Origin of the sequence: Caldimonas tepidiphila, assembly GCF_003569765.1 — a bacterium.
Lineage (GTDB): Bacteria > Pseudomonadota > Gammaproteobacteria > Burkholderiales > Burkholderiaceae_C > Caldimonas > Caldimonas tepidiphila.
The window spans coordinates 22251-44067 of the sequence record NZ_QXMG01000002.1; the positions used below are offsets into that span (position 1 = coordinate 22251).

21 protein-coding genes and 1 riboswitch are annotated in these 21817 nt (G+C 71.9%); of the genes, 8 read left to right on the top strand and 13 right to left on the bottom strand.

Annotated features, from left to right (window positions below; genetic code table 11):
- Position 1: 1 nt before the first annotated feature.
- The 9 genes from bluB to D3A59_RS05855 form a co-directional block, all read right to left on the bottom strand.
- Entirely contained in the window at positions 2-706 is a 705-nt protein-coding gene (gene bluB / locus D3A59_RS05815; RefSeq protein WP_419187236.1) for a 5,6-dimethylbenzimidazole synthase, read from the bottom strand.
- A gap of 165 nt (positions 707-871) precedes the next feature.
- Positions 872-2188, bottom strand: a complete 1317-nt coding sequence (locus D3A59_RS05820) for a cobyrinic acid a,c-diamide synthase CobB (protein ID WP_119153963.1) — start codon at positions 2186-2188, stop codon at positions 872-874.
- Complete coding sequence (locus D3A59_RS05825; RefSeq protein ID WP_119154132.1) at positions 2185-2973, bottom strand: ABC transporter ATP-binding protein; 789 nt, start codon at positions 2971-2973, stop codon at positions 2185-2187. The genes D3A59_RS05820 and D3A59_RS05825 overlap by 4 nt, the downstream gene beginning before the upstream one ends.
- On the bottom strand, positions 2970-3959 hold the full coding sequence (locus tag D3A59_RS05830) for a FecCD family ABC transporter permease (RefSeq protein ID WP_240635960.1): 990 nt from the start codon (positions 3957-3959) through the stop codon (positions 2970-2972). The genes D3A59_RS05825 and D3A59_RS05830 overlap by 4 nt, the downstream gene beginning before the upstream one ends.
- Positions 3956-4861, bottom strand: a complete 906-nt coding sequence (locus tag D3A59_RS05835; protein WP_119153964.1) for an ABC transporter substrate-binding protein — start codon at positions 4859-4861, stop codon at positions 3956-3958. Before D3A59_RS05835 ends, D3A59_RS05830 begins: the two co-directional genes overlap by 4 nt.
- Positions 4862-4934: 73 nt before the next feature.
- Positions 4935-5507, bottom strand: a complete 573-nt coding sequence (locus tag D3A59_RS05840; protein WP_119153965.1) for a bifunctional adenosylcobinamide kinase/adenosylcobinamide-phosphate guanylyltransferase — start codon at positions 5505-5507, stop codon at positions 4935-4937.
- Positions 5498-6319: a cobalamin-binding protein gene (locus D3A59_RS05845; RefSeq protein WP_119153966.1), complete on the bottom strand. Its 822-nt coding sequence runs from the start codon at positions 6317-6319 to the stop codon at positions 5498-5500. The genes D3A59_RS05840 and D3A59_RS05845 overlap by 10 nt, the downstream gene beginning before the upstream one ends.
- Before the next feature lie 38 nt (positions 6320-6357).
- On the bottom strand, positions 6358-8238 hold the full coding sequence (locus D3A59_RS05850) for a TonB-dependent receptor (protein ID WP_240635961.1): 1881 nt from the start codon (positions 8236-8238) through the stop codon (positions 6358-6360).
- Between the two features lie 145 nt (positions 8239-8383).
- Positions 8384-8616, bottom strand: a riboswitch (cobalamin riboswitch).
- Between the two features lie 41 nt (positions 8617-8657).
- Entirely contained in the window at positions 8658-9203 is a 546-nt protein-coding gene (locus tag D3A59_RS05855; protein ID WP_119153968.1) for an NUDIX hydrolase, read from the bottom strand.
- Between the two features lie 126 nt (positions 9204-9329).
- Between D3A59_RS05855 and D3A59_RS05860 the strand changes: the two genes are divergently transcribed.
- The 3 genes from D3A59_RS05860 to pgeF all read left to right on the top strand — a co-directional run bounded on the left by D3A59_RS05860 (position 9330) and on the right by pgeF (position 11596).
- Complete coding sequence (locus D3A59_RS05860) at positions 9330-10034, top strand: fumarylacetoacetate hydrolase family protein (RefSeq protein WP_119153969.1); 705 nt, start codon at positions 9330-9332, stop codon at positions 10032-10034.
- Between the two features lie 130 nt (positions 10035-10164).
- The gene (gene maiA, locus D3A59_RS05865) at positions 10165-10803 is read left to right on the top strand and encodes a maleylacetoacetate isomerase (protein ID WP_119153970.1); all 639 of its coding nucleotides are present in this window, start codon (positions 10165-10167) and stop codon (positions 10801-10803) included.
- A 1-nt stretch (position 10804) separates the two neighbouring features.
- Positions 10805-11596: a peptidoglycan editing factor PgeF gene (gene pgeF / locus D3A59_RS05870; RefSeq protein WP_170162305.1), complete on the top strand. Its 792-nt coding sequence runs from the start codon at positions 10805-10807 to the stop codon at positions 11594-11596.
- Here the strand turns inward: pgeF and D3A59_RS05875 are convergent.
- A complete protein-coding gene (locus D3A59_RS05875; protein WP_119153971.1) occupies positions 11513-11815 on the bottom strand; it encodes a hypothetical protein in 303 nt (100 codons plus the stop codon). The two genes, pgeF and D3A59_RS05875, sit on opposite strands and share 84 nt — an antisense overlap.
- 132 nt (positions 11816-11947) lie before the next feature.
- Here D3A59_RS05875 and phaC point away from each other — a divergent pair, with 132 nt between their 5' ends.
- From phaC to phbB, 3 genes are all read left to right on the top strand, one after another.
- Entirely contained in the window at positions 11948-13699 is a 1752-nt protein-coding gene (gene phaC, locus D3A59_RS05880; protein WP_119153972.1) for a class I poly(R)-hydroxyalkanoic acid synthase, read from the top strand.
- A gap of 44 nt (positions 13700-13743) precedes the next feature.
- Entirely contained in the window at positions 13744-14922 is a 1179-nt protein-coding gene (locus tag D3A59_RS05885; protein WP_119153973.1) for an acetyl-CoA C-acetyltransferase, read from the top strand.
- 94 nt (positions 14923-15016) lie between these two features.
- Positions 15017-15754, top strand: a complete 738-nt coding sequence (gene phbB, locus D3A59_RS05890; RefSeq protein WP_119153974.1) for an acetoacetyl-CoA reductase — start codon at positions 15017-15019, stop codon at positions 15752-15754.
- Between the two features lie 69 nt (positions 15755-15823).
- On the opposite strand, the gene mnmH is transcribed toward phbB, so the two are convergent.
- Positions 15824-16930, bottom strand: a complete 1107-nt coding sequence (gene mnmH / locus D3A59_RS05895; RefSeq protein WP_119153975.1) for a tRNA 2-selenouridine(34) synthase MnmH — start codon at positions 16928-16930, stop codon at positions 15824-15826.
- Between the two features lie 42 nt (positions 16931-16972).
- The gene (locus D3A59_RS05900) at positions 16973-17623 is read right to left on the bottom strand and encodes an arylesterase (RefSeq protein ID WP_119153976.1); all 651 of its coding nucleotides are present in this window, start codon (positions 17621-17623) and stop codon (positions 16973-16975) included.
- Here D3A59_RS05900 and D3A59_RS05905 point away from each other — a divergent pair.
- The gene (locus tag D3A59_RS05905; protein ID WP_419187237.1) at positions 17607-18347 is read left to right on the top strand and encodes an ABC transporter ATP-binding protein; all 741 of its coding nucleotides are present in this window, start codon (positions 17607-17609) and stop codon (positions 18345-18347) included. The two genes, D3A59_RS05900 and D3A59_RS05905, sit on opposite strands and share 17 nt — an antisense overlap.
- Positions 18344-19075: a 23S rRNA (guanosine(2251)-2'-O)-methyltransferase RlmB gene (rlmB, locus tag D3A59_RS05910; protein WP_119153978.1), complete on the top strand. Its 732-nt coding sequence runs from the start codon at positions 18344-18346 to the stop codon at positions 19073-19075. The genes D3A59_RS05905 and rlmB overlap by 4 nt, the downstream gene beginning before the upstream one ends.
- Before the next feature lie 30 nt (positions 19076-19105).
- Here rlmB and D3A59_RS05915 read toward each other — a convergent pair whose 3' ends face one another.
- Positions 19106-21775: a PAS domain S-box protein gene (locus D3A59_RS05915; RefSeq protein WP_119153979.1), complete on the bottom strand. Its 2670-nt coding sequence runs from the start codon at positions 21773-21775 to the stop codon at positions 19106-19108.
- Positions 21776-21817: the final 42 nt, after the last annotated feature.

The following is a 21817-nucleotide window of genomic DNA, read 5'->3' on the forward strand; positions in this document are numbered from 1 at the left end:
CTCAGGGGGCGCTGTGGCCCCAGCGGTTGGTGTAGAGCAGCTCGTCGAGCGGGCGCGCGCGGCGCCAGCCCTCGAGCTCGAGCATCGGCGCGTCGTAGAAGCGCTCGACCGGGCCGAGGCACAGCAGGCCCATCGGCCGCGCGCCGTCGGGCAGTTGCAGCAGCGTCGCGAGCGCGGCCGGGTCGAACATCGAGACCCAGCCCATGCCGAGGTTCTCGGCGCGCGACGCGAGCCACAGGTTCTCGATCGCGCAGGCGAGCGAGCAGACCGCCATCTCGGCGGGCAGCGTGCGGCGGCCGAACACCGTGCCGTCGTCGGGCGCGAGCACCGCGACGAGCAGCTCGGCGCACTCGCGCACGCCCTCGACCTTCAGGCGCAGGAACTCGGCGCCGCGCTCGCCGAGCGCCTCGGCGGTCTGCTGCCGCTCGGCATCGACCAGCGCGTGCAGGCCGGCGCGCAGCTCCGCATCGAGCACGCGGATAAAACGCCAGGGCTGCATCAGGCCCACCGAGGGGCCCTGGTGCGCGGCCTCCAGCAGGCGGCGCAGCACCTCCGGCTCGACGCGGGCGCCGGCGACGAAGTGCCGCATGTCGCGCCGCGCGGCGATCACGCGGTAGAGCGCGTCGCGCTCGGCGGCGTCGAAGCTCCCATCGCGCGGGGTATTCCCGGCGGGAGCCGGTTCGCAGCGCATCGATTCAGGCGGCATGGGGCACCTCGGCGTTCGGGCCAGGAGCTCGGCAGTGCCGGCCGCGGGGAAGGCCGGCCCGCCCCGGCCGGTCCCGGCCGGGCATCGTGCCACCCGGCAGGGGGCCGAAGATGGCGGGAGCTTTCTTCAACATACAAGCTGCCCCTTGAAAACCCAGCGCAAGCGTCAGCACTGCGGTGCCGGCTGGAACAGCGCCGCCACCGCATGCGGGTCGGACGGGAAGTAGTGGTGGATGTAGCTCGCGGTGGTGCGCCCGAGCCGGTAGACCGCCTCGGCGGTGCGGCCGCCGTTGGGGTTCTCGCCGCGCGCGATCGGCGCGAGCGGCGTCTCGAGCGAGGAGTAATGAAAACTGTGGCCGCGCAGCTCGCCCTCGGGCAGCGCGATGCGCTGCAGCCCGAGCGCCTGGAAGCGCTTCTTCATCGTCGCCTCGCCCGGCAGCAGCCCGGCCATCGCGTGGCGCCGGCCCTCGGCGTCGGTCAGGCCGTCGAGCAGGAACAGCAGCCCGCCGCACTCGGCCAGCAGCGGTTTTCCACTCGCCTGGTGCGCGCGCAGGTCCGCGATCAGCGAGGCGTTTGCGGCGAGCGCCGCGGCGTGCAGCTCGGGGTAGCCGCCGGGCAGCCACAGCGCGTCGCAGTCCGGCAGCCGCGCATCCGAGAGCGGCGAGAAGGGGATCAGCTCGGCGCCGAGCGCGCGCAGCACGTCGAGGTTGGCCGGGTAGGCGAAGGAGAAGGCCTCGTCGCTCGCGACCGCGATACGCACGCCGGCCAGGCGCGGCTCGATCGCGGGCAGGTCCTGCGGCTCGAAGGCGACCGGCGGCGGCAGCCAGTCCGCGCCGCCGCCTTGTCCCCACGCATCGGCCCAGGCATCGAGCCGCGCCTCGAGGTCCGGCAGCTCGGCGGCCTGCACGAGGCCGAGGTGGCGTTCGGGCAGCGCGAGCAGCGCGTCGCGCTTCAGCGCCGCGACGAGCGGCAGCCCGGCTGGCAGCGACTCGGAAACCATGCGCGCATGGCCCTCGCTGCCGACGCGGTTCGCGACGACGCCCGCGACGCGGATGTCAGAGCGGTAGCTCGCCAGGCCGTGCGCGATCGCGCCGAAGGTCTGCGCCATCGAGCCGGCGTCGATCACCGCCAGCACCGGCAGGCCGAAGGCGGCGGCGAGGTCGGCGCTGCACGGGTCGCCGTCGAACAGGCCCATCACGCCCTCGACCAGCAGCAGGTCGGCGTCCTGCGCCGCCTCGTGCAGCAGCGCGCGGCAGTGCGCGAGCCCGCCCATGAACAGGTCGAGCTGCTGCGCCGGGCGGCCGGCGGCGCGCGCGAGCAGCATCGGGTCGATGAAGTCCGGCCCGGTCTTGAAGACGCGCACGCGCAGGCCGCGCCGAGCGTGGAAGCGCGCGATCGCCGCGGTGACGCTGGTCTTGCCCTGGCCGGAGGCGGGGGCGCTGACGAGCATCGCGGGGCAGCGGGCGACGGTCCTGGGGTTCATCGAATCTCCTCCTTTGCGGTCTGCGGCAGCGCGAGCCAGCGCCCCTCGACCTCGATCAGTTCCAGCCGGTGCTCGAAGACCTGCTGCAGCGCCGCGTGCGTGGCGGGGTCGCCCGGCGCGCCGTGGTGGCGCACGCGGCCCTGCGCGACGACGAGCAGCTCGTCGGCCTGCAGCGCGATGCTGAGCTCGTGCAGCACGCTCACCACCGCGACGCCCTCGGCCGCGAGCGCGCGCACCGTCTGCAGCCAGTCGGCCTGGTGCGGCGGGTCGAGGTGCGCGAGCGGCTCGTCCATCAGCAGCACCGGCGCCTGGACCGCGAGCGCGCGCGCGAGCAGCACGCGCTGGCGCTCGCCGCCCGAGAGGCTGCCGAGCGTGCGGTCTTTCCACTCCCAGCACTGCGTCCGGCGCATCGCGGCCTCGACCGCGGCGCGGTCCGCGTCGCACGGCGCGGCGAGCCAGGCCTGGTGCGGCAGCCGGCCGAGCATCGCGACGTCGAGCGCGCTCAGGTCGTCGGCGCCGTTCTCGCCCTGGCCGAGCCATGCGAGCGTGCGGGCGCGCGCCTTCGCCGGCCAGTCGGCCAGCGGCCGCTCCATCAGCCGCACCTCGCCGTCGCAGGGCTGCAGCCCGGCGAGCGTGCGCAGCAGCGTCGACTTGCCGGCGCCGTTGGGGCCGACGATCGCGCACCAGCGGCCCGGCCGCAGCTCGAGCGCGATCTCGCCGAGCACCGGGCAGCGCTGCAGCCGCACCTCGCGGATGCGCGCGCTCAGGGCCGCTCCGGCCCTCATGCGCCGCTCCATTTCGGCCCGCGGTGCATGCGCCACAGCAGGTAGCCGCCGCCGAACACCGCGGTCAGCACGCCCACCGGCAGCTCCTGCGGCGCCAGCGCCCAGCGCGCGGCGATGTCGGCGGCGAGCAGCAGCAGGCCGCCGGCGATCGCCGAAAGCAGAAGCAGCGCGGCATGCGTGACGCGGAAGACGCTGCGCACCAGGTGCGGCGCCACCAGCCCGACGAAGGCGATCAGCCCGGCCTGCGCGACCGCCGCGCCCGTGGCGAGCGCGAGCGTGGCGACCAGCAGCACGCGCACGGCCTTCAGCCGCACGCCGAGGCTCGCCGCCGCCGACTCGCCGAGCGTGAGCGCGTCGAGCGCGCGGCTGCAGCCGATGCCGGCAGCGAGGCAGGCGGCGAGCGTCATGGCGAGCACCGCCACGCTGCTCCAGCCGAGAAAGCCCGTGGTGCCGAGCATGAAGGCCTGCATCGGGCGCAGGATGTCCGGCGCCGACAGCAGCGCGAGGTCCTTCACCGCGGCGAGCACGACGCCGACGATGACGCCGGCCAGCAGCAGCCGCAGCGTGTGCTGCACGCCGCGCGCGAGCGCGAGCGTCATCCACACCGCTAGCACCGCGCCGAGGAAGGCCGCGGCGGTGAGCCCGAGCTTCAGCGCCCAGGCGGTGGCCGCGGGCGAGGCGCCGACGGCCGCGAGCAGCAGCGCGACGCCGAGCGTCGCGCCCGAGGCGCTGCCGAGCAGGTAGGGGTCGGCCAGCGGGTTGCGGAACAGGCCCTGCGCGATCGCGCCGCCCAGGCCCAGCAGCGCGCCGGCGAGCCAGGCGCCGAGCGAGCGCGGCGCGCGGATCTCCCACAGGATCTGGCTCGCGACCGCATCGCCGCTGCTGCCGCCCCAGGGCGGCGACCAGCCGGTGCTGCCGATCGCGACGCCGAGCAGCAGCAGCGCGACGCTGCCCGCCAGCAGCAGGCCGAGGCCCACGCCCCTCACGGTTGCCGTCCCTCGGCGGGGACGAGCTCGCGCAGGCAGCGCGCGAGGATCTGCGCCGCCTCGCCCATGCGCGGGCCCGGGCGCGACAGCACGTCGACCTCGGCGTCGCGGAAGCGGCACACGCGCTGGCGGCGCAGCGCGTCGATGCGCTCCCAGCCGGGCCGCGTGGCGAGGTTGACCGCGTTGCGCGAGGACAGCATCACTACCTGCGGGTCGGCGCGCACGACGAATTCCGGGTTCAGCTTCGGGAAGGGCCCCATGGCCGCCGGCACGATGTTGCGCACCCCGAGGCGCGCGAGCGTCTGGCCGATGAAGGACGACTCGCCGGCCGCGTAGGGCGCGCTGTCGACCTCGTAGTAGGCGCGCATGCCGCGCGCCGCGGGCGGCACGCTCTGGGCCGCGGCGCCGACCTGCGCCTCGATGCGGCGCCACAGCCGCTCGCCGTCGGCGGCCGCGTCCGGGCCGCCGAGCAGCTGCGCGACCTTCACCGCCATGCGCTGCACGTCCTCGTAGGCGCGCGGCTCGAGCGCGACGACCTTGATGCCCAGCGCCTCGAGCCGGTCGATCACGCGCGAGGACAGCGCGAGCAGCACCACGTCGGGCCGCAGCGACACGATCATCTCGACGTTGGCGTCCTCGAGCCCTCCGGTGCGCGGCAGCGAGCGCACCGCGGCCGGGTGGTTCGAGTGCCGGTCCACGCCGACGAGCCGCGCGCAGCCGCCGAGCTCGCACACCGTCTCGGTGAGCGAGGGCAGCAGCGTGACGATGCGCTGCGGCGGCGCCTTCAGGCGCACGGTCGCGTTGCGGTCGTCGGTGATCCGGATCTCGGCGCGCGCCGGCAGCGTCGACGCGGCGAGCAGCGCCAGCGCCGCCAGGGCCGCGCGGAGCACCCGCTTGCTCATTGGTGCCCCCTCGCGCTGTGCGCGGTCCCGCCAAGCGGGACTTCGCGCGTCTTGGGGCGGCCCGGCGACGCGCTCACGCAGCGCCCTTCAGCATCAGCGGCTGGCCGGCGGCCATCAGCGTCACGCGCTCGCAGGCGAGCGCGGCGGTCTGGTTCAGCCGCCCGAGCGAGTCGACGAAGGCGCGCGTGTCGCGCCCCATCGGGATCACGCCGAGCCCGATCTCGTTGGACACCAGCACCAGCGGCCCGGCGCAGCGCGCGATCGCGCCGGCGAGCGTCTCCTCGCCGTCGCCCACCGGCGGCTCGCCCGGCATCACCGGCATCAGCCGGTTCGTCAGCCACAGGGTCAGGCAGTCCACCACCAGCAGCGTGTCGGCGCGGCCGAGTTGCGTCAGCGCCTCGGCGAGCGCGAGCGGCTCCTCCACCGTCTCCAGGCGCGGCACGCGCGCGGCGCGCTCGCGCTTGTGGCGCTCGATGCGCTCGCGCATCTCCTCGTCCCAGGGCTGCGCGGTGGCGATCAGCACCGCGCGGTGCGACTCGTCCTGGTCGAGCCAGGCGAGCGCAAGCTCCTCGGCGCGGCGCGACTTGCCGCTCTTCTGCCCGCCGAGGATCAGCTCGCTGCGAGCCACGTTCAATTTCATCGACATCTTTGCGCGTTCCACTCCGTCACGATGCGGTGCAGCTGCTCGACGCCGTCGGTCAGCGCCGCCGGGCCGGGCTGCAGGATGTCGGCCGACTTGATCTCGAACAGCGAGCCGGTCCGCACCGCGCTCACATCCTGCCATCCCGGCCTTGCGGCCACCTTCTCGGGCCGGAACTTCTTGCCGCACCACGAGCCGACGACGATCTCGGGGTCGCGCCGCACGATCTCGGCGCCGTCGGCGATGATGCGCTCGCGCCCCATCGGCTTCGCTGCGAGCTCCGGAAAGCAGTCGTCGCCGCCGGCGATGCCGACCAGCTCCGACACCCAGCGGATCGCGCTGATGTGCGGCTCGTCCCACTCCTCGAAGTAGACGCGCGGGCGGCGGGGCAGGGCGGCCGCGGCCTGCTTGATCTGCGCCAGCCGCGCGCGCATCGCGGCGATCTTCTCCAGCCCCTGGTCGGCCTGCCCGACGATCGCAGCCACCTGGAACAGCATCGAGAAGATCTCCTCGACGCTGCGCTGGTTGAACACCGTCACCTGGATACCCTTGCGGATCAGCTCGGCGGCGATGTCGGCCTGCAGGTCGGAGAAGCCGAACACGCAGTCCGGTTGCAGCTCGAGGATGCGGTCGACCTTGGCGCTGAGGAAGGCGCTGACCCTGGGCTTCTCGTCGCGCGCACGGCGCGGCCGCACGGTGTAGCCCGAGATGCCGACGATGCGCGCCTCCTCGCCGAGCAGGTAGAGCCACTCGGTGGTCTCCTCGGTGAGGCAGACGATGCGGCGGGGGCCGGGGGGCAGTGCGAGGAAGGCTGGCATGTCGGACCTCTCTGCTCTCCCGGCGGCCGCCGCGGCGTTCAGAAGCGCACCCGTGCCGAGGCCGTGACCGTGCGGCCCGCCTCGGGGTAGATGCCCAGCGTCGCGCCGTCGCCGCGCAGGAAAGCCTGGGTGTAGTGCTTGCGGTCGAACAGGTTCGTCACGCCAAGCGCGAATTCGGCCTGTTGCCACTGCCAAGCGTAACGGGCGTCCGCGGTGAGGTAGGACGGCATGCGGAAGCGGTTGTCGAAGTCGCCGCCCGGATGCTGCCATGACACCCAACTCAGGCCGCCGGAGAGGCGGTGGCCTGCCCCGGCTTGCCAGTCCGTGCGCAGCGCGAGAGTGCGGGCAGGCGCCAGCGGCACGTCCTGACCGGCATGCGGGCCGGCTCGGAAGCTCGAGCTGCGCAGCGCAGCGTGGCCCGACAGCGCGATCGTGCGGCCCAGCGCATGCGTTGCCTCGAGCTCCAGCCCCTGGCGGCGCGTGGCATCGAAGTTCACGTTCGCCCCGAAGCCGTTCCAGGAGTTGGGGTTGGGCTGCGTCGGATCGTAGCCGATCTCGTCGTCCAGGCTGCTGCGGTAGAGCCGCGCCTCGATGCGGCCCGCGGCATGCGCCCAGCGCGCGCCGGCCTCGACATCACGGGAGGTCTGGGGCCGCAGCTCGGTGGCCGGCAGCGTGAATCCGACCTCGTCGACATTGGGCAGGCGGAAGCTGCGCCCGAGCCGGCCGTACACGGTCAGGCCTGCCGTGAGCGGTTGGCTCAAGCCCAGCTCCCAGGCGTGCTGTCGCTCCGGCAGCTCACCAGCGAAGGTGATCTTGTCGATGCGCTCGGTGCGCCAGCCGGTGCTCAGGCGCGTCTCGCTGCCGGGCAGCGTCAGCTCGTCCCTGACGTACCAGGCATGTGTGGATTGCTCCGAGCCGAAGCTGTGTTCCCAGCGGCCGTGGTCGGTGCCGAGGACGAGCACGTTTCGCGCGCCAAGCACGCTGCCCTGCCGGCGCGCGCGCAGCGAGCGGTTCTGCGCCTCGGTCTGGTAGTTCCAGCTGCTGGCGAACTTCTTGTCACGGCGTCCGAGATCCAGCCCGAGCTCCCACGCGCCGAGGCGCGCCTCGCCGAAGAGTGTGTCGCGGGTGTTGCGGATCGAGGCCCGGTCGGTCTGCGAGCCCGCCTGGCGCGGGTCGGCCGCGTACTGCTCGGGCGTGAGCGCGCCGGGCAGACCCGTCGACAGGTCGTCGCGCGCATGGCTCGCACCGAGTCGCAGCCCGTCGCCGCGCCACTGCACGGTGGCGGAGGCGGCGTCGAATTCCGAGCGGAAGTTGTCGCGGTGGTTGTCCGAGTCGCGCTTGGCGCCCGCGACGTCGAGCGAGAATCCGGCTGCGGCGACGGTCGCATCGGCGCGCAGTTCACGCAGTTGGTGGCTGCCGGCGGCCGCGTAGGCGGAGGCCGTGTTGCGGCGCGCCTTGCCCGCGCCGGCCCGGGTCGTGATGACGATGACGCCGCCGGTGGCGCCCTCGCCGTAGAGCACCGCGCCGCTGCCGCGAAGCACCTCGATGCGGTCCACCGACTCGATCGAGATGCCCGCGAGGCGCGTGCCGCTCAGGTCGGCCTCGTTGAGCCGGATGCCGTCGAGCACGATCACCTGGTTGCTCGCCGCGGTCTCGCCGAAGCCGCGCAGGTCGAGCGCGTAGTCGCCGCCACCGTAGAAGTCCTGCCGGCCCGGAACGCCGAGCAGCCGCATGATGGCCTCGTTGATCGTGGCGGCGCCCGATTCGCGGATATCCTCCGCGGTGATGACGCTGACGCCGAGCGGCAGCGTGCGTGCCGGTTCTGCGAAGCGCGTCGCGGTCACCACGACGTCGTCGAGGCGTGCGGTGCCGGGCTGAGCCAGCGCGTTGGCGGCGGCGAAAAAGGCGACGGCGGCCACCGCAAAGTGGAGACGGAAAGGCGCGTGCGCGCTCGTGCTCGAAACGGCACGTGACTCGTGCGACAGCAGGGACTGCATAAAGGAACTACCGAGAAGGGGCCAGGCGCCTGCTTCCCCGCAGGCCCTGTCGTCTGGTCGCATCAGGGACGCGACCGCCATGTTGGCCGGTATCCGGGCTGGCGGAGCGACCCGTGTGCCCTTCCCGGATGCGAGGCATCCAGTGGGTTGAAGACACGAGCGGAAGGCGGTATGCCTTCGTCCGCTTACCGTTGCGGGGGCAGCGCAGGTTGGAGCGCGGCGCGGCCGCTGGCTCTTCCTGCTTCCCGTTTAACTGCGCCGCCGGACGGCGGCGCGAGCACCAACGCCGCGCATTGTAGGGGTTGGCGGCGCGCCCCCGGCAGCGCCGCGCGGCCCGCGCGTCAGGCGATGTCGAGCACGTGCACGCCGAAGCCACCGCGCTCGCGGTCCGCGAAGTACAGGCGCAGCGTTTCGCGCACGGTGCGGAACGCGAGCTCGTCCCAGGGGATCTCGGCCTCGCTGAAGAGCTGCGCCTCGATCGTCTCGGGACCCGGGCTCAGCCCGGTGTCGAGCATCGTCGCGCGGTAGAACAGGTGCACCTGGCCGGCGCGCACGACATTGAGCAGCGAGAACAGGCCCTCAAGCCGGACGTTGGCGCCGGCCTCCTCGACCGTCTCGCGCAGCGCGCCCTCGGCCGTGGTCTCGCCGAGCTCCATGAAGCCCGCCGGCAGCGTCCACAGGCCGCGGCGCGGCTCGATGTTGCGGCGGCACAGCAGCACGCGGTCTTCCCACACCGGCACGGTGCCGACCACGTTGAGCGGATTCTCGTAGTGCACCGTGTTGCAGCCCCGGCAGACGGCGCGTTCGCGGTTATCGTCGGCCGGCACCTGGTAGTCCACCGGGGTGCCGCAGGCCCGGCAGTGCTTGATCGGGCGGGATTGAAGCATGAGGTCCAGTGTAGCGCGGCCGTTTCGGCCGCCGCAGCACGCAAACCCCGACGGCCGCGCTGGCCCGCATGCCGCAGGACTCGCTAGCATGGGGCGCTGCGCATTCCCCCCTCCCAGGAGCTGAAATTGAGCGATGTCTTCGACGCCCCCGTCGTCCCCCGCGTGCCGGTCGCCGGCTCGGCCGACACCTTCCCCGTGCGACGCATCTACTGCGTCGGCCGCAACTACGTCGAGCATGCGATCGAGATGGGCCATACCGGCCGCGAGGCGCCGTTCTTCTTCCTGAAGCCGGCCGACGCGGTGCTGCCGGTGGCGGCGGGCGAGGAGGGCGCGATGCGCTACCCCGGCCTGACCGCCAGCCTGCATCACGAGATCGAGCTCGTCGCGGCGATCGGCAAGGGCGGCAGGAACATCCCGGCCGCGCAGGCGCTCGCGCACGTGTGGGGCTACGCCGTCGGCCTCGACATGACGCGCCGCGACCTCCAGAACGACATGAAGAAGCAGGGCCGCCCCTGGTGCATCGCCAAGGGCTTCGAGCAGTCCGCGCCGATCGGGCCGATCACCCCGGCGCAGGCCGCTCCCGGCGTGCTCGACGCACCGATCGAGCTGCTCGTCAACGGCCAGCCGCGCCAGGCGAGCCGCACGTCCAGGCTGATCTGGAGCCTCGCCGAGGTGATCGAGCACCTGTCGGCCGCCTGGGAGCTGGCGCCCGGCGACCTGATCTTCACCGGCACCCCCGAGGGGGTCGGCGCGGTGCAGCCGGGCGACAGGCTGCTCGGCCGCATCGAGGGGCTGAGCGAGCTGCGCCTGCGCGTCACGCCGCAGGAATGAGGTCAGAAACCTGAAAGATTGAAGGGGCTTTTACACATTCAATTCCCGACCGTCCAGTAGAGATGCCAAACACTGCCGCAGGCACGGGCATGCCGGATGATTCGCAGGCACAGGACTACACTTTGAATCGATGAAATTGCACAACTACTTTCGCTCCTCGGCCTCGTTCCGGGTGCGAATCGCGCTGGAACTCAAGGGGCTGCGCTACGACTACCTCCCGGTGCACCTCGTGCGCGGCGAGCAACTCAAGCCCCCGTTCAGCGAGATGTCGGCAGCGCGCCTCGTGCCGCTGCTCGAGGACGAAGGTCGGCAGCTGAGCCAGTCGCTCGCGATCATCGAGTATCTCGACGAGACCCATCCCGAACCCCCGTTGCTGCCCGCCGACGCGGCCGGGCGCGCCCGGGTGAGGGCGCTGGCGCTGGACATCGCCTGCGAGATCCATCCGCTCAACAACCTGCGGGTGCTGCGCTACCTGAAGCACGAACTGAAGGTCGACGAGGAGGCCAAGAACGCCTGGTACCGCCACTGGGTCGAGACCGGCCTGGAGTCGGTGGAGCGGCAGCTCGCGTCGCCCGAGACCGGCGAGTTCTGCCACGGCGACACGCCCGGCCTCGCCGACTGCCTGCTGGTGCCCCAGATCTTCAACGCCCAGCGCTTTGAGTGCCGGCTCGAGCACGTGCCCACCGTGATGCGCGTGTTCGAGCGCTGCATGCAGCATCCCGCCTTCATCGCGGCGCAGCCCTCGCGCTGCCCGGACGCCGAGGCCTGAGATGCATCCCGCCTGGCTGGCGCCCCGATGGTCGGTGGACGACCGCGTCGGTGCGCTGATGAGCAGCCGCGACGGCGGCGTCAGCCGCGGTCCCTATGCCGGCTTCAACCTCGGTGTCCATGTCGGTGACGATGCGGCCGACGTGGCGACCAACCGGGCGCGCTTCGCCGAGGCCCTCGGCGCGACCCCGGTGTTCCTGGACCAGGTGCATGGCCGGCGCGTCGTGCGGCTGACGCAGGGCTCGGCGGCGTCGCTGCAGGGCGTGCAAGCCGATGCCAGCGTGACCACGGAGGCCGGCGTGGCCTGCACGGTGATGGTCGCCGACTGCCTGCCCGTGCTGTTCGCGGCACCCGGCGGCCGCGGCGTCGCCGCCGCGCATGCCGGCTGGCGCGGGCTCGCGGCAGGCGTGCTCGAGGCCACCGTCGAGGCGCTCTGCGAGGCCGCCAACTGCGAGCCGAACGAGCTCGACGCGTGGCTCGGCGCCTGCATCGGCCCGGAGTCCTTCGAGGTCGGCGCCGAGGTGCTGCAGGCCTTCGGCGTGTCGCCGGGCGGGGCACCGGGCCCCGGTGCCGAGCCGCTCGCGGGCTGCTTCAGGCCCGCCCGGGCCTCGCACTGGTGGGCCGACCTGCCGGAACTCGCGCGCGAGCGCCTGCGCACCCGCGGAGTGCAGCGCATCGCCGGCGGCGAGTGGTGCACGGTCCGGGACGCCTCAAGGTTCTTTTCGTTCCGCCGCGACCGGGTGACCGGGCGCATGGCGGCCGCCGTCTGGCTGCGCCGGGAGATCGGCTCGTGAGGCGTCCTGCTGCACCGCCGCGAGCGCCAGGGCCTCGGCGGCCTTGCGCGCGCGCCGGCGCGCCGGGGTGCCGAGCAGGTACACCACCAGCGACACCGGGCCGAGCCCGTAGAGGACGAAGGTGAACACCGCGCCGAGCACCGTTCCGGTGGTGCTGGTGGCTTCGGCGAGCGCCATCATCGACGCGACATAGATCCAGACGACGGCAACGAGATACATGAGAGAAGCCCGGGGCAGCGGTGACGACAAAGGCGCAGATTGTGCCGGCCGTTACAGTCATGACGTGGTAAGACTGCGGGCTTACAAGGGATGAAACGCAAAGTGCAGAGTCACGCAGAGGAGACAGCACAAATGGACAACGCCGCCACCCGCAGCGCCTCGTCGGCCCCCGTGCCGAACGCCGGCCTGCCGTTCCAGATCCCGCTCGCAGCGCCCTTCGGCGTCGGGCTCGACCAGGGGCTCCTGAACCAGGGGCTCCTGAAGAACCCGCTCGCCGATACCCTGAGCCAGATGGCCAACGTGAAGCTGCCGCTGCAGACGCTCGCGCAGATCCAGAACGACTACCTCCAGCAGGCCTCCCAGATGTGGAACGCGGCGATGTCGGCCGACGGACCACCCCTGCCGGCCGACCGGCGCTTCTCGGCGCCGGAGTGGAAGTCCAACCCGATGGCCGCCTTCGTAGCGCAGCTCTACCTGCTGAACTCGCGCACGCTGATGCAGATGGCCGACGCGGTCGAGGCCGACGAGAAGACGCGCCAGCGCATCCGCTTCGCGGTGCAGCAGTGGGTCGACGCCGCAGCGCCGAGCAACTTCCTCGCGCTCAACCCCGAGGCGCAGCGCAAGGCGATCGAGACGCAGGGCCAGAGCCTCGCGGCCGGCATGCAGCACCTGCTCGACGACATCCGCCAGGGCCACATGTCGCAGACCGACGAGAGCGTCTTCGAGGTGGGCCGCAACGTCGCGACGACCGAGGGCGCGGTGGTGTTCGAGAACGAGCTGTTCCAGCTCATCGAGTACAAGCCGCTCACGCCCAAGGTGCACAAGCGCCCGATGCTGTTCGTGCCGCCGTGCATCAACAAGTACTACATCCTCGACCTGCAGCCCGAGAACTCGGTAATCCGCTACACGGTCGAGCAGGGCCACCGCACCTTCGTGATGAGCTGGCGCAACCCGGACGAGAGCCTCGCGCAGACCACCTGGGACGACTACATCCAGACCGGCGTGCTCGAGGCGATCGCCCGCGTGAAGGCGATCTCGGGCCAGGAGCAGATCAACACGCTCGGCTTCTGCGTCGGCGGCACGCTGCTGGCGACCGCGCTCGCGGTGCTGGCCGCCCGCGACGAGCATCCGGCGGCGAGCATGACGCTGCTGACCACCTTCCTCGACTTCGGCAACACCGGCATCCTCGACGTCTTCATCGACGAGGCCGGGGTGCGGCTGCGCGAGATGCTGATGGGTCCGGACAGCCCCGCGCACGGCGGGCTGCTGAAGGGCCAGGAGCTCGCGGCCACCTTCTCCTTCCTGCGCCCCAACGACCTGGTGTGGAACTACGTCGTCGGCAACTACCTGAAGGGCGAGACGCCGCCGCCCTTCGACCTGCTGTACTGGAACTCGGACAGCACCAACCTGCCGGGGCCGATGTACTGCTGGTACCTGCGCAACACCTACCTCGAGAACAAGCTCAAGGAGCCGGGCGCGCTGACGGTCTGCGGCGTGCCGGTGGACCTCGGCCGCATCAAGGCGCCGGTCTTCATCTACGCCTCACGCGAGGACCACATCGTGCCCTGGGAGGGCGCCTACGCGAGCACGCGCATCCTCAAGGGCGAGAAGCGCTTCGTGCTCGGCGCCTCGGGCCACATCGCCGGCGTGATCAACCCGCCCGCGAAGAAGAAGCGCAGCCACTGGGTCAACCCGGAGGTGCCCGCCACCGCCGCGGAATGGCTGGCCGGCGCCACCGAGCAGCCGGGCAGCTGGTGGCCCGAGTGGTCGGGCTGGCTCAAGCCGCTCGCGGGCGAGCAGGTCGCCGCACCGAAGACCTACGGCAACCGCGAGTACAAGGCCATCGAGCCTGCACCGGGCCGCTACGTGAAGCAGAAGGCCTGAGCCCGGGCCGTTCATCCATACCGATTTTTTCAGGAGGCAGTCCCATGACCGATATCGTGATCGTTTCCGCCGCGCGCACCGCGGTGGGCAAGTTTGGCGGCAGCCTGGCGAAGACGCCGGCGGCCGAGCTCGGTGCGACCGTGCTGCGCGAGGTGCTGCGCCGCGCGAACCTGCAGGGCGAGCAGGTCAGCGAGGTGATCCTCGGCCAGGTGCTGCAGGCCGGCACCGGCCAGAACCCCGCGCGCCAGGCCGTCATCAAGGCCGGGCTGCCGCACGGCGTGCCGGCGATGACCATCAACAAGGTCTGCGGCTCGGGCCTGAAGGCGGTGATGCTGGCCGCGCAGGCCATCCGTGACGGCGACGCCGAGATCGTGATCGCCGGCGGCCAGGAGAACATGAGCCTGAGCCCGCACGTGCTGATGGGCTCGCGCGACGGCCAGCGCATGGGCGACTGGAAGATGGTCGACACCATGATCAACGACGGCCTGTGGGACGTCTACAACCAGTACCACATGGGCATCACGGCCGAGAACGTGGCCAAGAAGTACGGCATCACGCGCGAGCAGCAGGACGCGCTGGCGCTGGCCTCGCAGCAGAAGGCCGCCGCCGCCCAGGAGGCGGGCCGCTTCAAGGACGAGATCGTCGGCGTGAGCATCCCGCAGCGCAAGGGCGACCCGATCGTCTTCGACGCCGACGAGTTCATCAACAAGAAGACCAGCGCCGAGGCGCTGGCCGGGCTGCGGCCGGCCTTCGACAAGGCGGGCTCGGTCACCGCGGGCAATGCCTCGGGCATCAACGACGGCGCCGCCGCCGTGATGGTGATGAGCGCCGAGAAGGCGAACCAGCTGGGCCTCAAGCCGCTGGCGCGCATCGCGTCCTATGCGAGCGCCGGGCTCGACCCCGCCTACATGGGCATGGGCCCGGTGCCCGCGGCGCAGAAGGCGCTGGCGCGCGCCGGCTGGAAGCCCGCCGACCTCGACCTGCTCGAGATCAACGAGGCCTTCGCGGCGCAGGCCTGCGCGGTGCACCAGGAAATGGGCTGGGACACCAGCAAGGTGAACGTCAACGGCGGCGCGATCGCGATCGGTCACCCGATCGGCGCGTCGGGCTGCCGCATCCTCGTCACGCTGCTGCACGAGATGCAGCGCCGCGACGCGAAGAAGGGCATCGCCTCGCTGTGCATCGGCGGCGGCATGGGCGTGGCGCTGACGCTGGAGCGTTGAGCGACCGACGAGAAAAGTGCCGGGCAGGGTGGGGCGGCGAGCGTTCGCGAGCCCGGTCCGGCAGCTTCATAACAGACAGACCAAGGAGAGTGAGATGACGCAGAAAGTGGCTTACGTGACGGGTGGCATGGGTGGCATCGGCACCTCGATCTGCCAGCGCCTGCACAAGGACGGCTACAAGGTGATCGCCGGCTGCGGCCCGAGCCGCGACCACGCCAAGTGGCTCGACGAGCAGAAGGCGCTGGGCTACACCTTCTACGCCTCGGTCGGCAACGTCGCGGACTGGGACTCGACCGTCGAGGCCTTCACGAAGGCCAAGGCCGAGCACGGCGTGATCGACATCCTCGTGAACAACGCCGGCATCACGCGCGATCGCATGTTCCTGAAGATGACGCGCGAGGATTGGGCCGCGGTGATCGAGACCAACCTCAACAGCATGTTCAACGTCACCAAGCAGGTGGTGCCGGACATGGTCGACAAGGGCTGGGGCCGCATCGTCAACATCTCCTCGGTCAACGGCGAGAAGGGCCAGGCCGGCCAGACCAACTACTCCGCCGCCAAGGCCGGCATGCACGGCTTCACGATGGCGCTGGCGCAGGAGCTGGCCGCCAAGGGCGTGACGGTCAACACCGTCAGCCCCGGCTACATCGGCACCGACATGGTCCGCGCGATCAAGCCGGAGGTGCTGGAGAAGATCGTCGCGACCATTCCCGTGAAGCGCCTGGGCACGCCCGAGGAGATCGCGTCGATGGTGTCGTGGGTCGCGTCCGAGGAGGCGGGTTTCGCCACCGGCGCCGACTTCTCGGTCAACGGCGGCCTGCACATGGGCTGAGGCGCCGCGCGCCTCCCGCGAAAAGCCCCGCCGGCGCGAGCCGGGCAGGGCTTTTTCCTTTTCCGTCAGTCAGGCCGCGTGGACGGCCGGCTGCGCCTCGGCACCGACGGCCGCAGGCGCGGATCCGGCCAGCAGCTCGCGCGCCGCGGCGTCGAGGTCCTCCCAGCGTCCCGAGGCGGGGCGCAGCACCGGCGCGTCCTCGTAGGCCGAGAAGTTGCGCTGCATCGACTGGCGGTAGATCGGGTCGTAGTGCTGCACGAGCAGCTGCTCGACCACCTCTGCGGTGCGGCCCTCGCGCGCGGCAAGCTGCCAGTCCTGCACCACCGCGCGGCCGCGCAGCTGCGTCAGCAGCTCGAGCCGGGCGCAGAAGGCCGCAGTGTCGCGCACGAAGCAGTCGTAGTCCTCCATCAGCAGCTCGACCCGGTGCGGCAGCGACAGCTCGACGCGCAGGCATTCGGCCGCGCGCATGCGCTCGATCAGCACCTCGGGCACCCGCAGTTCGCCGACCTTGCGGCTCTCGCTTTCAACATACACGGGTTGTGAAGGATAGAAACCACGCAAGACCGTGCGGATGCTCGACTCGAAGGCCTTCTGCGAGGGCTGGATCTCCCCCGGCAGCAGACCCAGCACCGAGCCGCGGTGGCAGGCGAGGCGCTCGAGGTCCAGCACCTGCGCACCCTGGCGCTCGAGCGCGAGGAGCAGCCGGCTCTTGCCGCTGCCGGTCTCGCCGCACAGCACGCGGAAGTGCAGCGGCCGCGGCAGCTCCTCGAGCTCGCGCAACACCTCGCGCCGGTAGGCGCGGTAGCCGCCGTCGACCAGGTGCACGCGAAAGCCGATCTGGCTCAGCACCAGTGCCATCGAGCCCGAGCGCTGACCGCCGCGCCAGCAGTAGATCAGGGGCTTCCAGTCGCGCGGCTTGTCGAGCAGCTCGCGCTCGATGTGCGCGGCGATGTTGCGCGACACGAGCGCCGCGCCGCGCTTGCGCGCCTCGAAGGCCGAGACCTGCTTGTACTCGGTGCCGACCAGCGCGCGCTCGGCGTCGTTGAGCACCGGCCAGTTGACGGCGCCGGGCAGCCGGTCCTCGGCGTACTCGCTCTCGGAGCGGGCGTCGATCACGGCGTCGAACTCGCCGAGGCGCTGCAGTGCCTCGGCGGCGGAAATCACTTGGAAGTTCATGCCCCCGATTGTCGCCGGGCGAGCGAAGGCCCCTGCACCAGGTCAGCGCAGCAGGGGCTTGAGGATGGGCCAGACGTTGTCGAGCATCAGCGGCTGGGCCTCGGCGCGCGGATGGATGCGGTCGGGCTGGAAAAAGTCGACGGCGTTGGGCACGTCGGCGACGTTCTTCAGCAGGAAGGGCACCAGCGGCACCCGGCGATCGTCGGCGACGGCGCGGTAGATGGCCTCGAAGCTGCGGGCGTAGCTGCCTCCGTAGTTGGGCGGCAGCTGCATGCCGATCAGCACCACCTTGGCGCCCGCCTGCTGCGCCGCCTGCGTCATCGCGTCGAGGTTGGCCTGCGTCTGCGCGATCGGCAGCCCGCGCAGCGCGTCGTTGCCGCCGAGCTCGATCAGCACGTGCGTCGGCCGGTGCTTCTTCAGCAGCGCCGGCAGCCGCGAGCGCCCCCCGGAGGTGGTCTCGCCGCTGACGCTCGCGTTGACGATGCGCGCGTCGATCCTCTCGCGCGCGAGCCGCCGCTCGAGCAGCGCCACCCAGCCGCTGCCGCGCTCGATGCCGTATTCGGCCGACAGGCTGTCGCCGACGATCAGGATCGTCGCCGCGGCGGCGCGTGCCGGCGGGCTCCAAAGCCCGGTGAGCGCGGCTGCGGCGCCGAGCGCGATAAAGTGCCTGCGTCCGATGAAAGAAGAACTCATGAGCGAAGAACCGATCATTGCCGTGGACCGCGTCACCAAGGAGGTGCGGGACTCCAGCGGAGTGCTGACGATTCTGCACGATGTCGATTTCACGCTCGCCGCCAGGGAATCGGCGGCGATCGTCGGCGCCTCGGGCTCCGGCAAGTCGACGCTGCTCGGCATCCTCGCCGGGCTCGACACGCCGACGCGCGGCACGGTGCGTCTCGCAGGCATCGACCTGTTCGCGCTCGACGAGGACGCGCGCGCCGCGGTGCGCGCCGAGCGCGTCGGCTTCGTGTTCCAGAGCTTCCAGCTGATGGGCAACCTGACCGCGCTCGAGAACGTGATGCTGCCGCTCGAGCTGCAGGGGCGCCCGGACGCGCGGCGTGCCGCGACCGAGATGCTCGGCCGCGTCGGCCTCGGCGAGCGCCTGGGTCACTATCCCCGCGTGCTCTCCGGCGGCGAGCAGCAGCGCGTCGCGCTCGCGCGCGCCTTCGTCGTGCAGCCGGAGGTGCTGCTGGCCGACGAGCCGACCGGCAGCCTCGATTTCGCGACCGGCGAGACGGTGATGGAGCTGATGTTCGAGCTCAACCGCGAGCTCGGCACGACGCTCGTGCTCGTCACGCACGACCGCGGCATCGCCGCGCGCTGCGACCGGCAGATCCGCATCGAGGCCGGGCGGCTCGTGTCCGGCGCACCGGAGATGGAGGCCGCGGCGGCGAGGGCTTACCATCCCGCCCCATGAGCGCCAAGATCCTGTTCGGCTTCCATGCCGTCACCGTGCGGCTGAAGACCGCGCCCCAGTCCATCACCGAGATCCATTACGACGCCACGCGCCGCGACCAGCGCATGCGGCAGTTCCTCGCGCGCGCCGAGGAGGCGGGCGCCAAGCTCGTCGAGAGCGACGACGAGCGGCTGCACAAGCTGTGCGGCACGCACCGCCACCAGGGCGTGGTCGCGCGCGCGCAGCCGGTGCCGCAGGCGCATTCGCTCGACGACCTGCTCGACTCGGTCGAGGGGCCGCCGCTGCTGCTGGTGCTCGACGGCGTGACCGACCCGCACAACCTCGGCGCCTGCCTGCGCGTGGCCGACGGGGCCGGCGCGCACGCGGTGATCGCACCGAAGGATCACGCGGTCGGCATCAACGCGACGGTGGCGAAGGTCGCCAGCGGCGCGGCCGAGACGGTGCCCTACTTCATGGTCACGAACCTCGCGCGCACGCTCAAGGAGCTCAAGGAGCGCGACATCTGGGTGGTCGGCACCTCGGACGACGCGCCCGCCACGCTCTACGAGGCGGACCTCAAGCGCGGCGTCGCGCTGGTGCTCGGCGCCGAGGGCACCGGCATGCGCCAGCTCACGCGCAAGACCTGCGACGAGCTCGTCAGCCTGCCGATGGCCGGCGCGGTCGAGAGCCTGAACGTGTCGGTGGCAAGCGGCATCTGCCTGTACGAGGCGGTGCGCCAGCGCCGCTGAGGCACCGCCCGGCGCCGGGGCCGCGCCGCCTCAGGCCCCCGGCGCCTCGTCGCCCGGCCGGTTCCAGGCCACGCTGATCCTCGTGCCGGCGTCGGGCGCGGAGCACATCTCGAGCAGCGCGCCGATCGCGTTCGCGCGCTCGCGCATGCTCACCAGCCCGAGGTGGCCGGGACGCACGAGCGTATCGAGGCCGGGCGTCCCCACCCCGTCGTCCTCGATGCTCATCGTCAGGCTCGTCTCGCCGCCGCTGACCCGGATCCACACCTGGCCGGCACGGGCATGGCGCAGCGTGTTGCTGTAGGCCTCGCGCATGATCATGAAGAAGGCGTATTCCACCTGGGGGGGCCAGCGCCTCGAGGCGTCGCCCGCCGCCCATTCCAGGCGCGTCTCCGGCTTCCTGCCGGCGAGGTAGGGCTGCAGCAGCTCGTTCTCCATCGCCGCCTGCATCCCCACCTCCTCGAGCAGCACGGGGCGCAGGTCGTTGAGAACCTGCCGGACCTTGCGGTTCGCGTCCGCGATCAGCGCGCTGGCGTTCTCCAGCCAATCGTCGGGGCTGCGCTGCTCCTTGGCGAGCCGGCGCATGCCGCTCTCGTGGATCAGCCGCAGCGCGCACAGGGTCTGGCCCAGGTCGTCGTGCAGGTGCTCGGCAATGCGGCGGGTGGTCTCCTTTTCCTGCTCGAGCAGGCGCTGCGTCAGCGCGCGCAACTCGCCCTGGTACTGCGCCCGCTCGCGTTCGGCGCGGATCCTCTCCGTCACGTCCCGCAGGATGGCGGTGAACTCGGAGCGGCCGGCCACCGAGGCATGCGAGATGGAGGCTTCGAGCTCGATCTCGTGGCCGTCGCGGTGCAGGCCCTTGAGGTGCCCGAGCTTCCCGAACAGCGGGTTCTGGCCGGTGCGCGTGAAGCGCTCGAAATTGTGGTCGTGCCTCTCTCTCGCCTTCGGGGGCAGGATGCGCTCCAGGCTCGCCCCGAGCATCTCGTCCTTGGGCATGCCGAAGATCCGCTCGGCCGCCGGGTTGAACAGGATGACCCGTCCCGCGGCGTCCAGGCTGACGATCGCGTCGCTGGCGCTTGAAACCAGCGCCGCCAGGCGGGCCTCGTTGTGCGCTAGGCGCTCCAGGCTCTCCTTTTCCCGGGTGATGTCCAGGCCCATGCCCAGCGTGCGCCCGGGCCGGCCGCCGAGGTCGGGAACGGTGCGGCCGATCACCTTCCACCAGCGGATGCGGCCGTCCGGCTGCCGCAGGCGGATCTCCTGGTTGAACTCCTCGCCGCTGCGCTCCGAGTCCTCGCAGGCCGCCAAGAAGCGCTCCCGGTCGTCCGGATGCAGGTCCTGCAGGAAATCGGAGAAGCTCGCGCGGAGACCGTTCCCGAACGCCGGGCTCAGTTCCGGCGCGGGAATGCCGCTCGCGGCGCCGAGGACGCCGTCCGGCTCCGTGCCGCCTAGGCGCAGGCGCAGGACGTCGCTCCTCAGGTCGCGTTCCCAGGCGATCATTCCGCCGGCCTGGAGCGCCAGGCGAAGGCTGCGCTCGCTGTCGGCGAGCGCCGTCTCCATCCGCTTGCGCTCCGTGATGTCCTCGATCGTGCCGACGGTGCCGGTCACGGCGCCCGCTGCATCGCGCAGCGGCGCAGCCTGGCCCCGGACGTGCCGGATCGTGCCGTCCGGCATCAGCAGCCGGTACTCCAGCTGGCACTCGCCGTGGGCGAGCAGGGCCGCATGCCATCCGCGCAGCAGCGCGGGCAGGTCTTCCGGATGCACCCGGTCCATCCAGCCGGCACCGAGCAGCTCCGCCTCGCTGGCCCCCCAGATGGCCTGCGCGCGAGGGTTGACGTACTGAACCAGGCCTCGCGTGTCGGACTGGAAGATCCCGATCGGGGCCGACACGCTCAGCGTCCTGAAGCGTTCCTCGCTCTCGCGCAGCCGCGCCTCCGCGCGGTGCTGGACCGTGACGTCGCGGGCCGCGGCGAGCACCGACTCCACGCGGCCCGCGCCGTCGAACTCGGGCACGAGCCGCACGTCGAACCAGCGGGTTCCCTGCGGCCCCTCGTGTTCGACCTTGAACTCGCGCGGGCGCATCGTCTGGAAGACCGCGGAGATCTCCTGCTGCCACAAGGCGGCCAGGGGCGCCGGCAGGCCCAGGGTGGGATCCGTGTGGGTGCGCCCGAGGAACGCCATGGGCGGCAGGCCCGTCTCGCGCTGCGTCGCATGATTGGCGTAGACGAAGCGCAGCCCGCGGTCGAATCGCTGGATGAGGTCGGTGGCGTGCTCGGCCAGGGCCATGAACGCGCGCGTGCGCTTGCGGCCCGCCTCCTGGGCCTTCCTGTGATGCGTGATGTCGCGCAGGCAGACCGACACCCCGTCCTCGTCCGGGTAGATGCTGCCTTCCAGCCAGCGATCGGAAGCCCCGGGTCCGGGCTCGACCTCGAAGACGGCGCTGCGCTGCGTCCTCAGGGCGTTGAGGAACTGCGGCGCGAACATCGGGCCGAGCGCTCCGGGAAAGTCCGTCAGCAGGTTGCGTCCCGCCAGGGACTCCGCGGGGGCGCCCAGCAGCGAGGCCGCGCCGGCGTTGGCATGGACCAGGCGGCCGGCGGCGTCGGTGGCGAGGAAGGCGTCGGTGATCCGCTCCAGGAGTCGGCTCGCCGGCGCGCCTTCCCGGGCCGGCGGGGAGGGGGTGGGGTCGATGTTGCTCGGGAAGTGCGCCATTGAAGTGGCTCCGGTGCGCCGCGACAGGCCCCGCGGCCCGGG

Coding starts and splice junctions, on each gene's coding strand:
- bluB (WP_419187236.1), bottom strand. CDS start 706: ATGCCGCCTGAATCGATGCGCTGCGAACCGGCTCCCGCCGGGAATACC.
- D3A59_RS05820 (WP_119153963.1), bottom strand. CDS start 2,188: ATGAACCCCAGGACCGTCGCCCGCTGCCCCGCGATGCTCGTCAGCGCC.
- D3A59_RS05825 (WP_119154132.1), bottom strand. CDS start 2,973: ATGAGGGCCGGAGCGGCCCTGAGCGCGCGCATCCGCGAGGTGCGGCTG.
- D3A59_RS05835 (WP_119153964.1), bottom strand. CDS start 4,861: ATGAGCAAGCGGGTGCTCCGCGCGGCCCTGGCGGCGCTGGCGCTGCTC.
- D3A59_RS05840 (WP_119153965.1), bottom strand. CDS start 5,507: ATGTCGATGAAATTGAACGTGGCTCGCAGCGAGCTGATCCTCGGCGGG.
- D3A59_RS05845 (WP_119153966.1), bottom strand. CDS start 6,319: ATGCCAGCCTTCCTCGCACTGCCCCCCGGCCCCCGCCGCATCGTCTGC.
- D3A59_RS05855 (WP_119153968.1), bottom strand. CDS start 9,203: ATGCTTCAATCCCGCCCGATCAAGCACTGCCGGGCCTGCGGCACCCCG.
- maiA (WP_119153970.1), top strand. CDS start 10,165: ATGAAATTGCACAACTACTTTCGCTCCTCGGCCTCGTTCCGGGTGCGA.
- pgeF (WP_170162305.1), top strand. CDS start 10,805: ATGCATCCCGCCTGGCTGGCGCCCCGATGGTCGGTGGACGACCGCGTC.
- D3A59_RS05875 (WP_119153971.1), bottom strand. CDS start 11,815: ATGTATCTCGTTGCCGTCGTCTGGATCTATGTCGCGTCGATGATGGCG.
- phaC (WP_119153972.1), top strand. CDS start 11,948: ATGGACAACGCCGCCACCCGCAGCGCCTCGTCGGCCCCCGTGCCGAAC.
- D3A59_RS05885 (WP_119153973.1), top strand. CDS start 13,744: ATGACCGATATCGTGATCGTTTCCGCCGCGCGCACCGCGGTGGGCAAG.
- phbB (WP_119153974.1), top strand. CDS start 15,017: ATGACGCAGAAAGTGGCTTACGTGACGGGTGGCATGGGTGGCATCGGC.
- mnmH (WP_119153975.1), bottom strand. CDS start 16,930: ATGAACTTCCAAGTGATTTCCGCCGCCGAGGCACTGCAGCGCCTCGGC.
- D3A59_RS05905 (WP_419187237.1), top strand. CDS start 17,607: ATGAAAGAAGAACTCATGAGCGAAGAACCGATCATTGCCGTGGACCGC.
- D3A59_RS05900 (WP_119153976.1), bottom strand. CDS start 17,623: ATGAGTTCTTCTTTCATCGGACGCAGGCACTTTATCGCGCTCGGCGCC.
- rlmB (WP_119153978.1), top strand. CDS start 18,344: ATGAGCGCCAAGATCCTGTTCGGCTTCCATGCCGTCACCGTGCGGCTG.
- D3A59_RS05915 (WP_119153979.1), bottom strand. CDS start 21,775: ATGGCGCACTTCCCGAGCAACATCGACCCCACCCCCTCCCCGCCGGCC.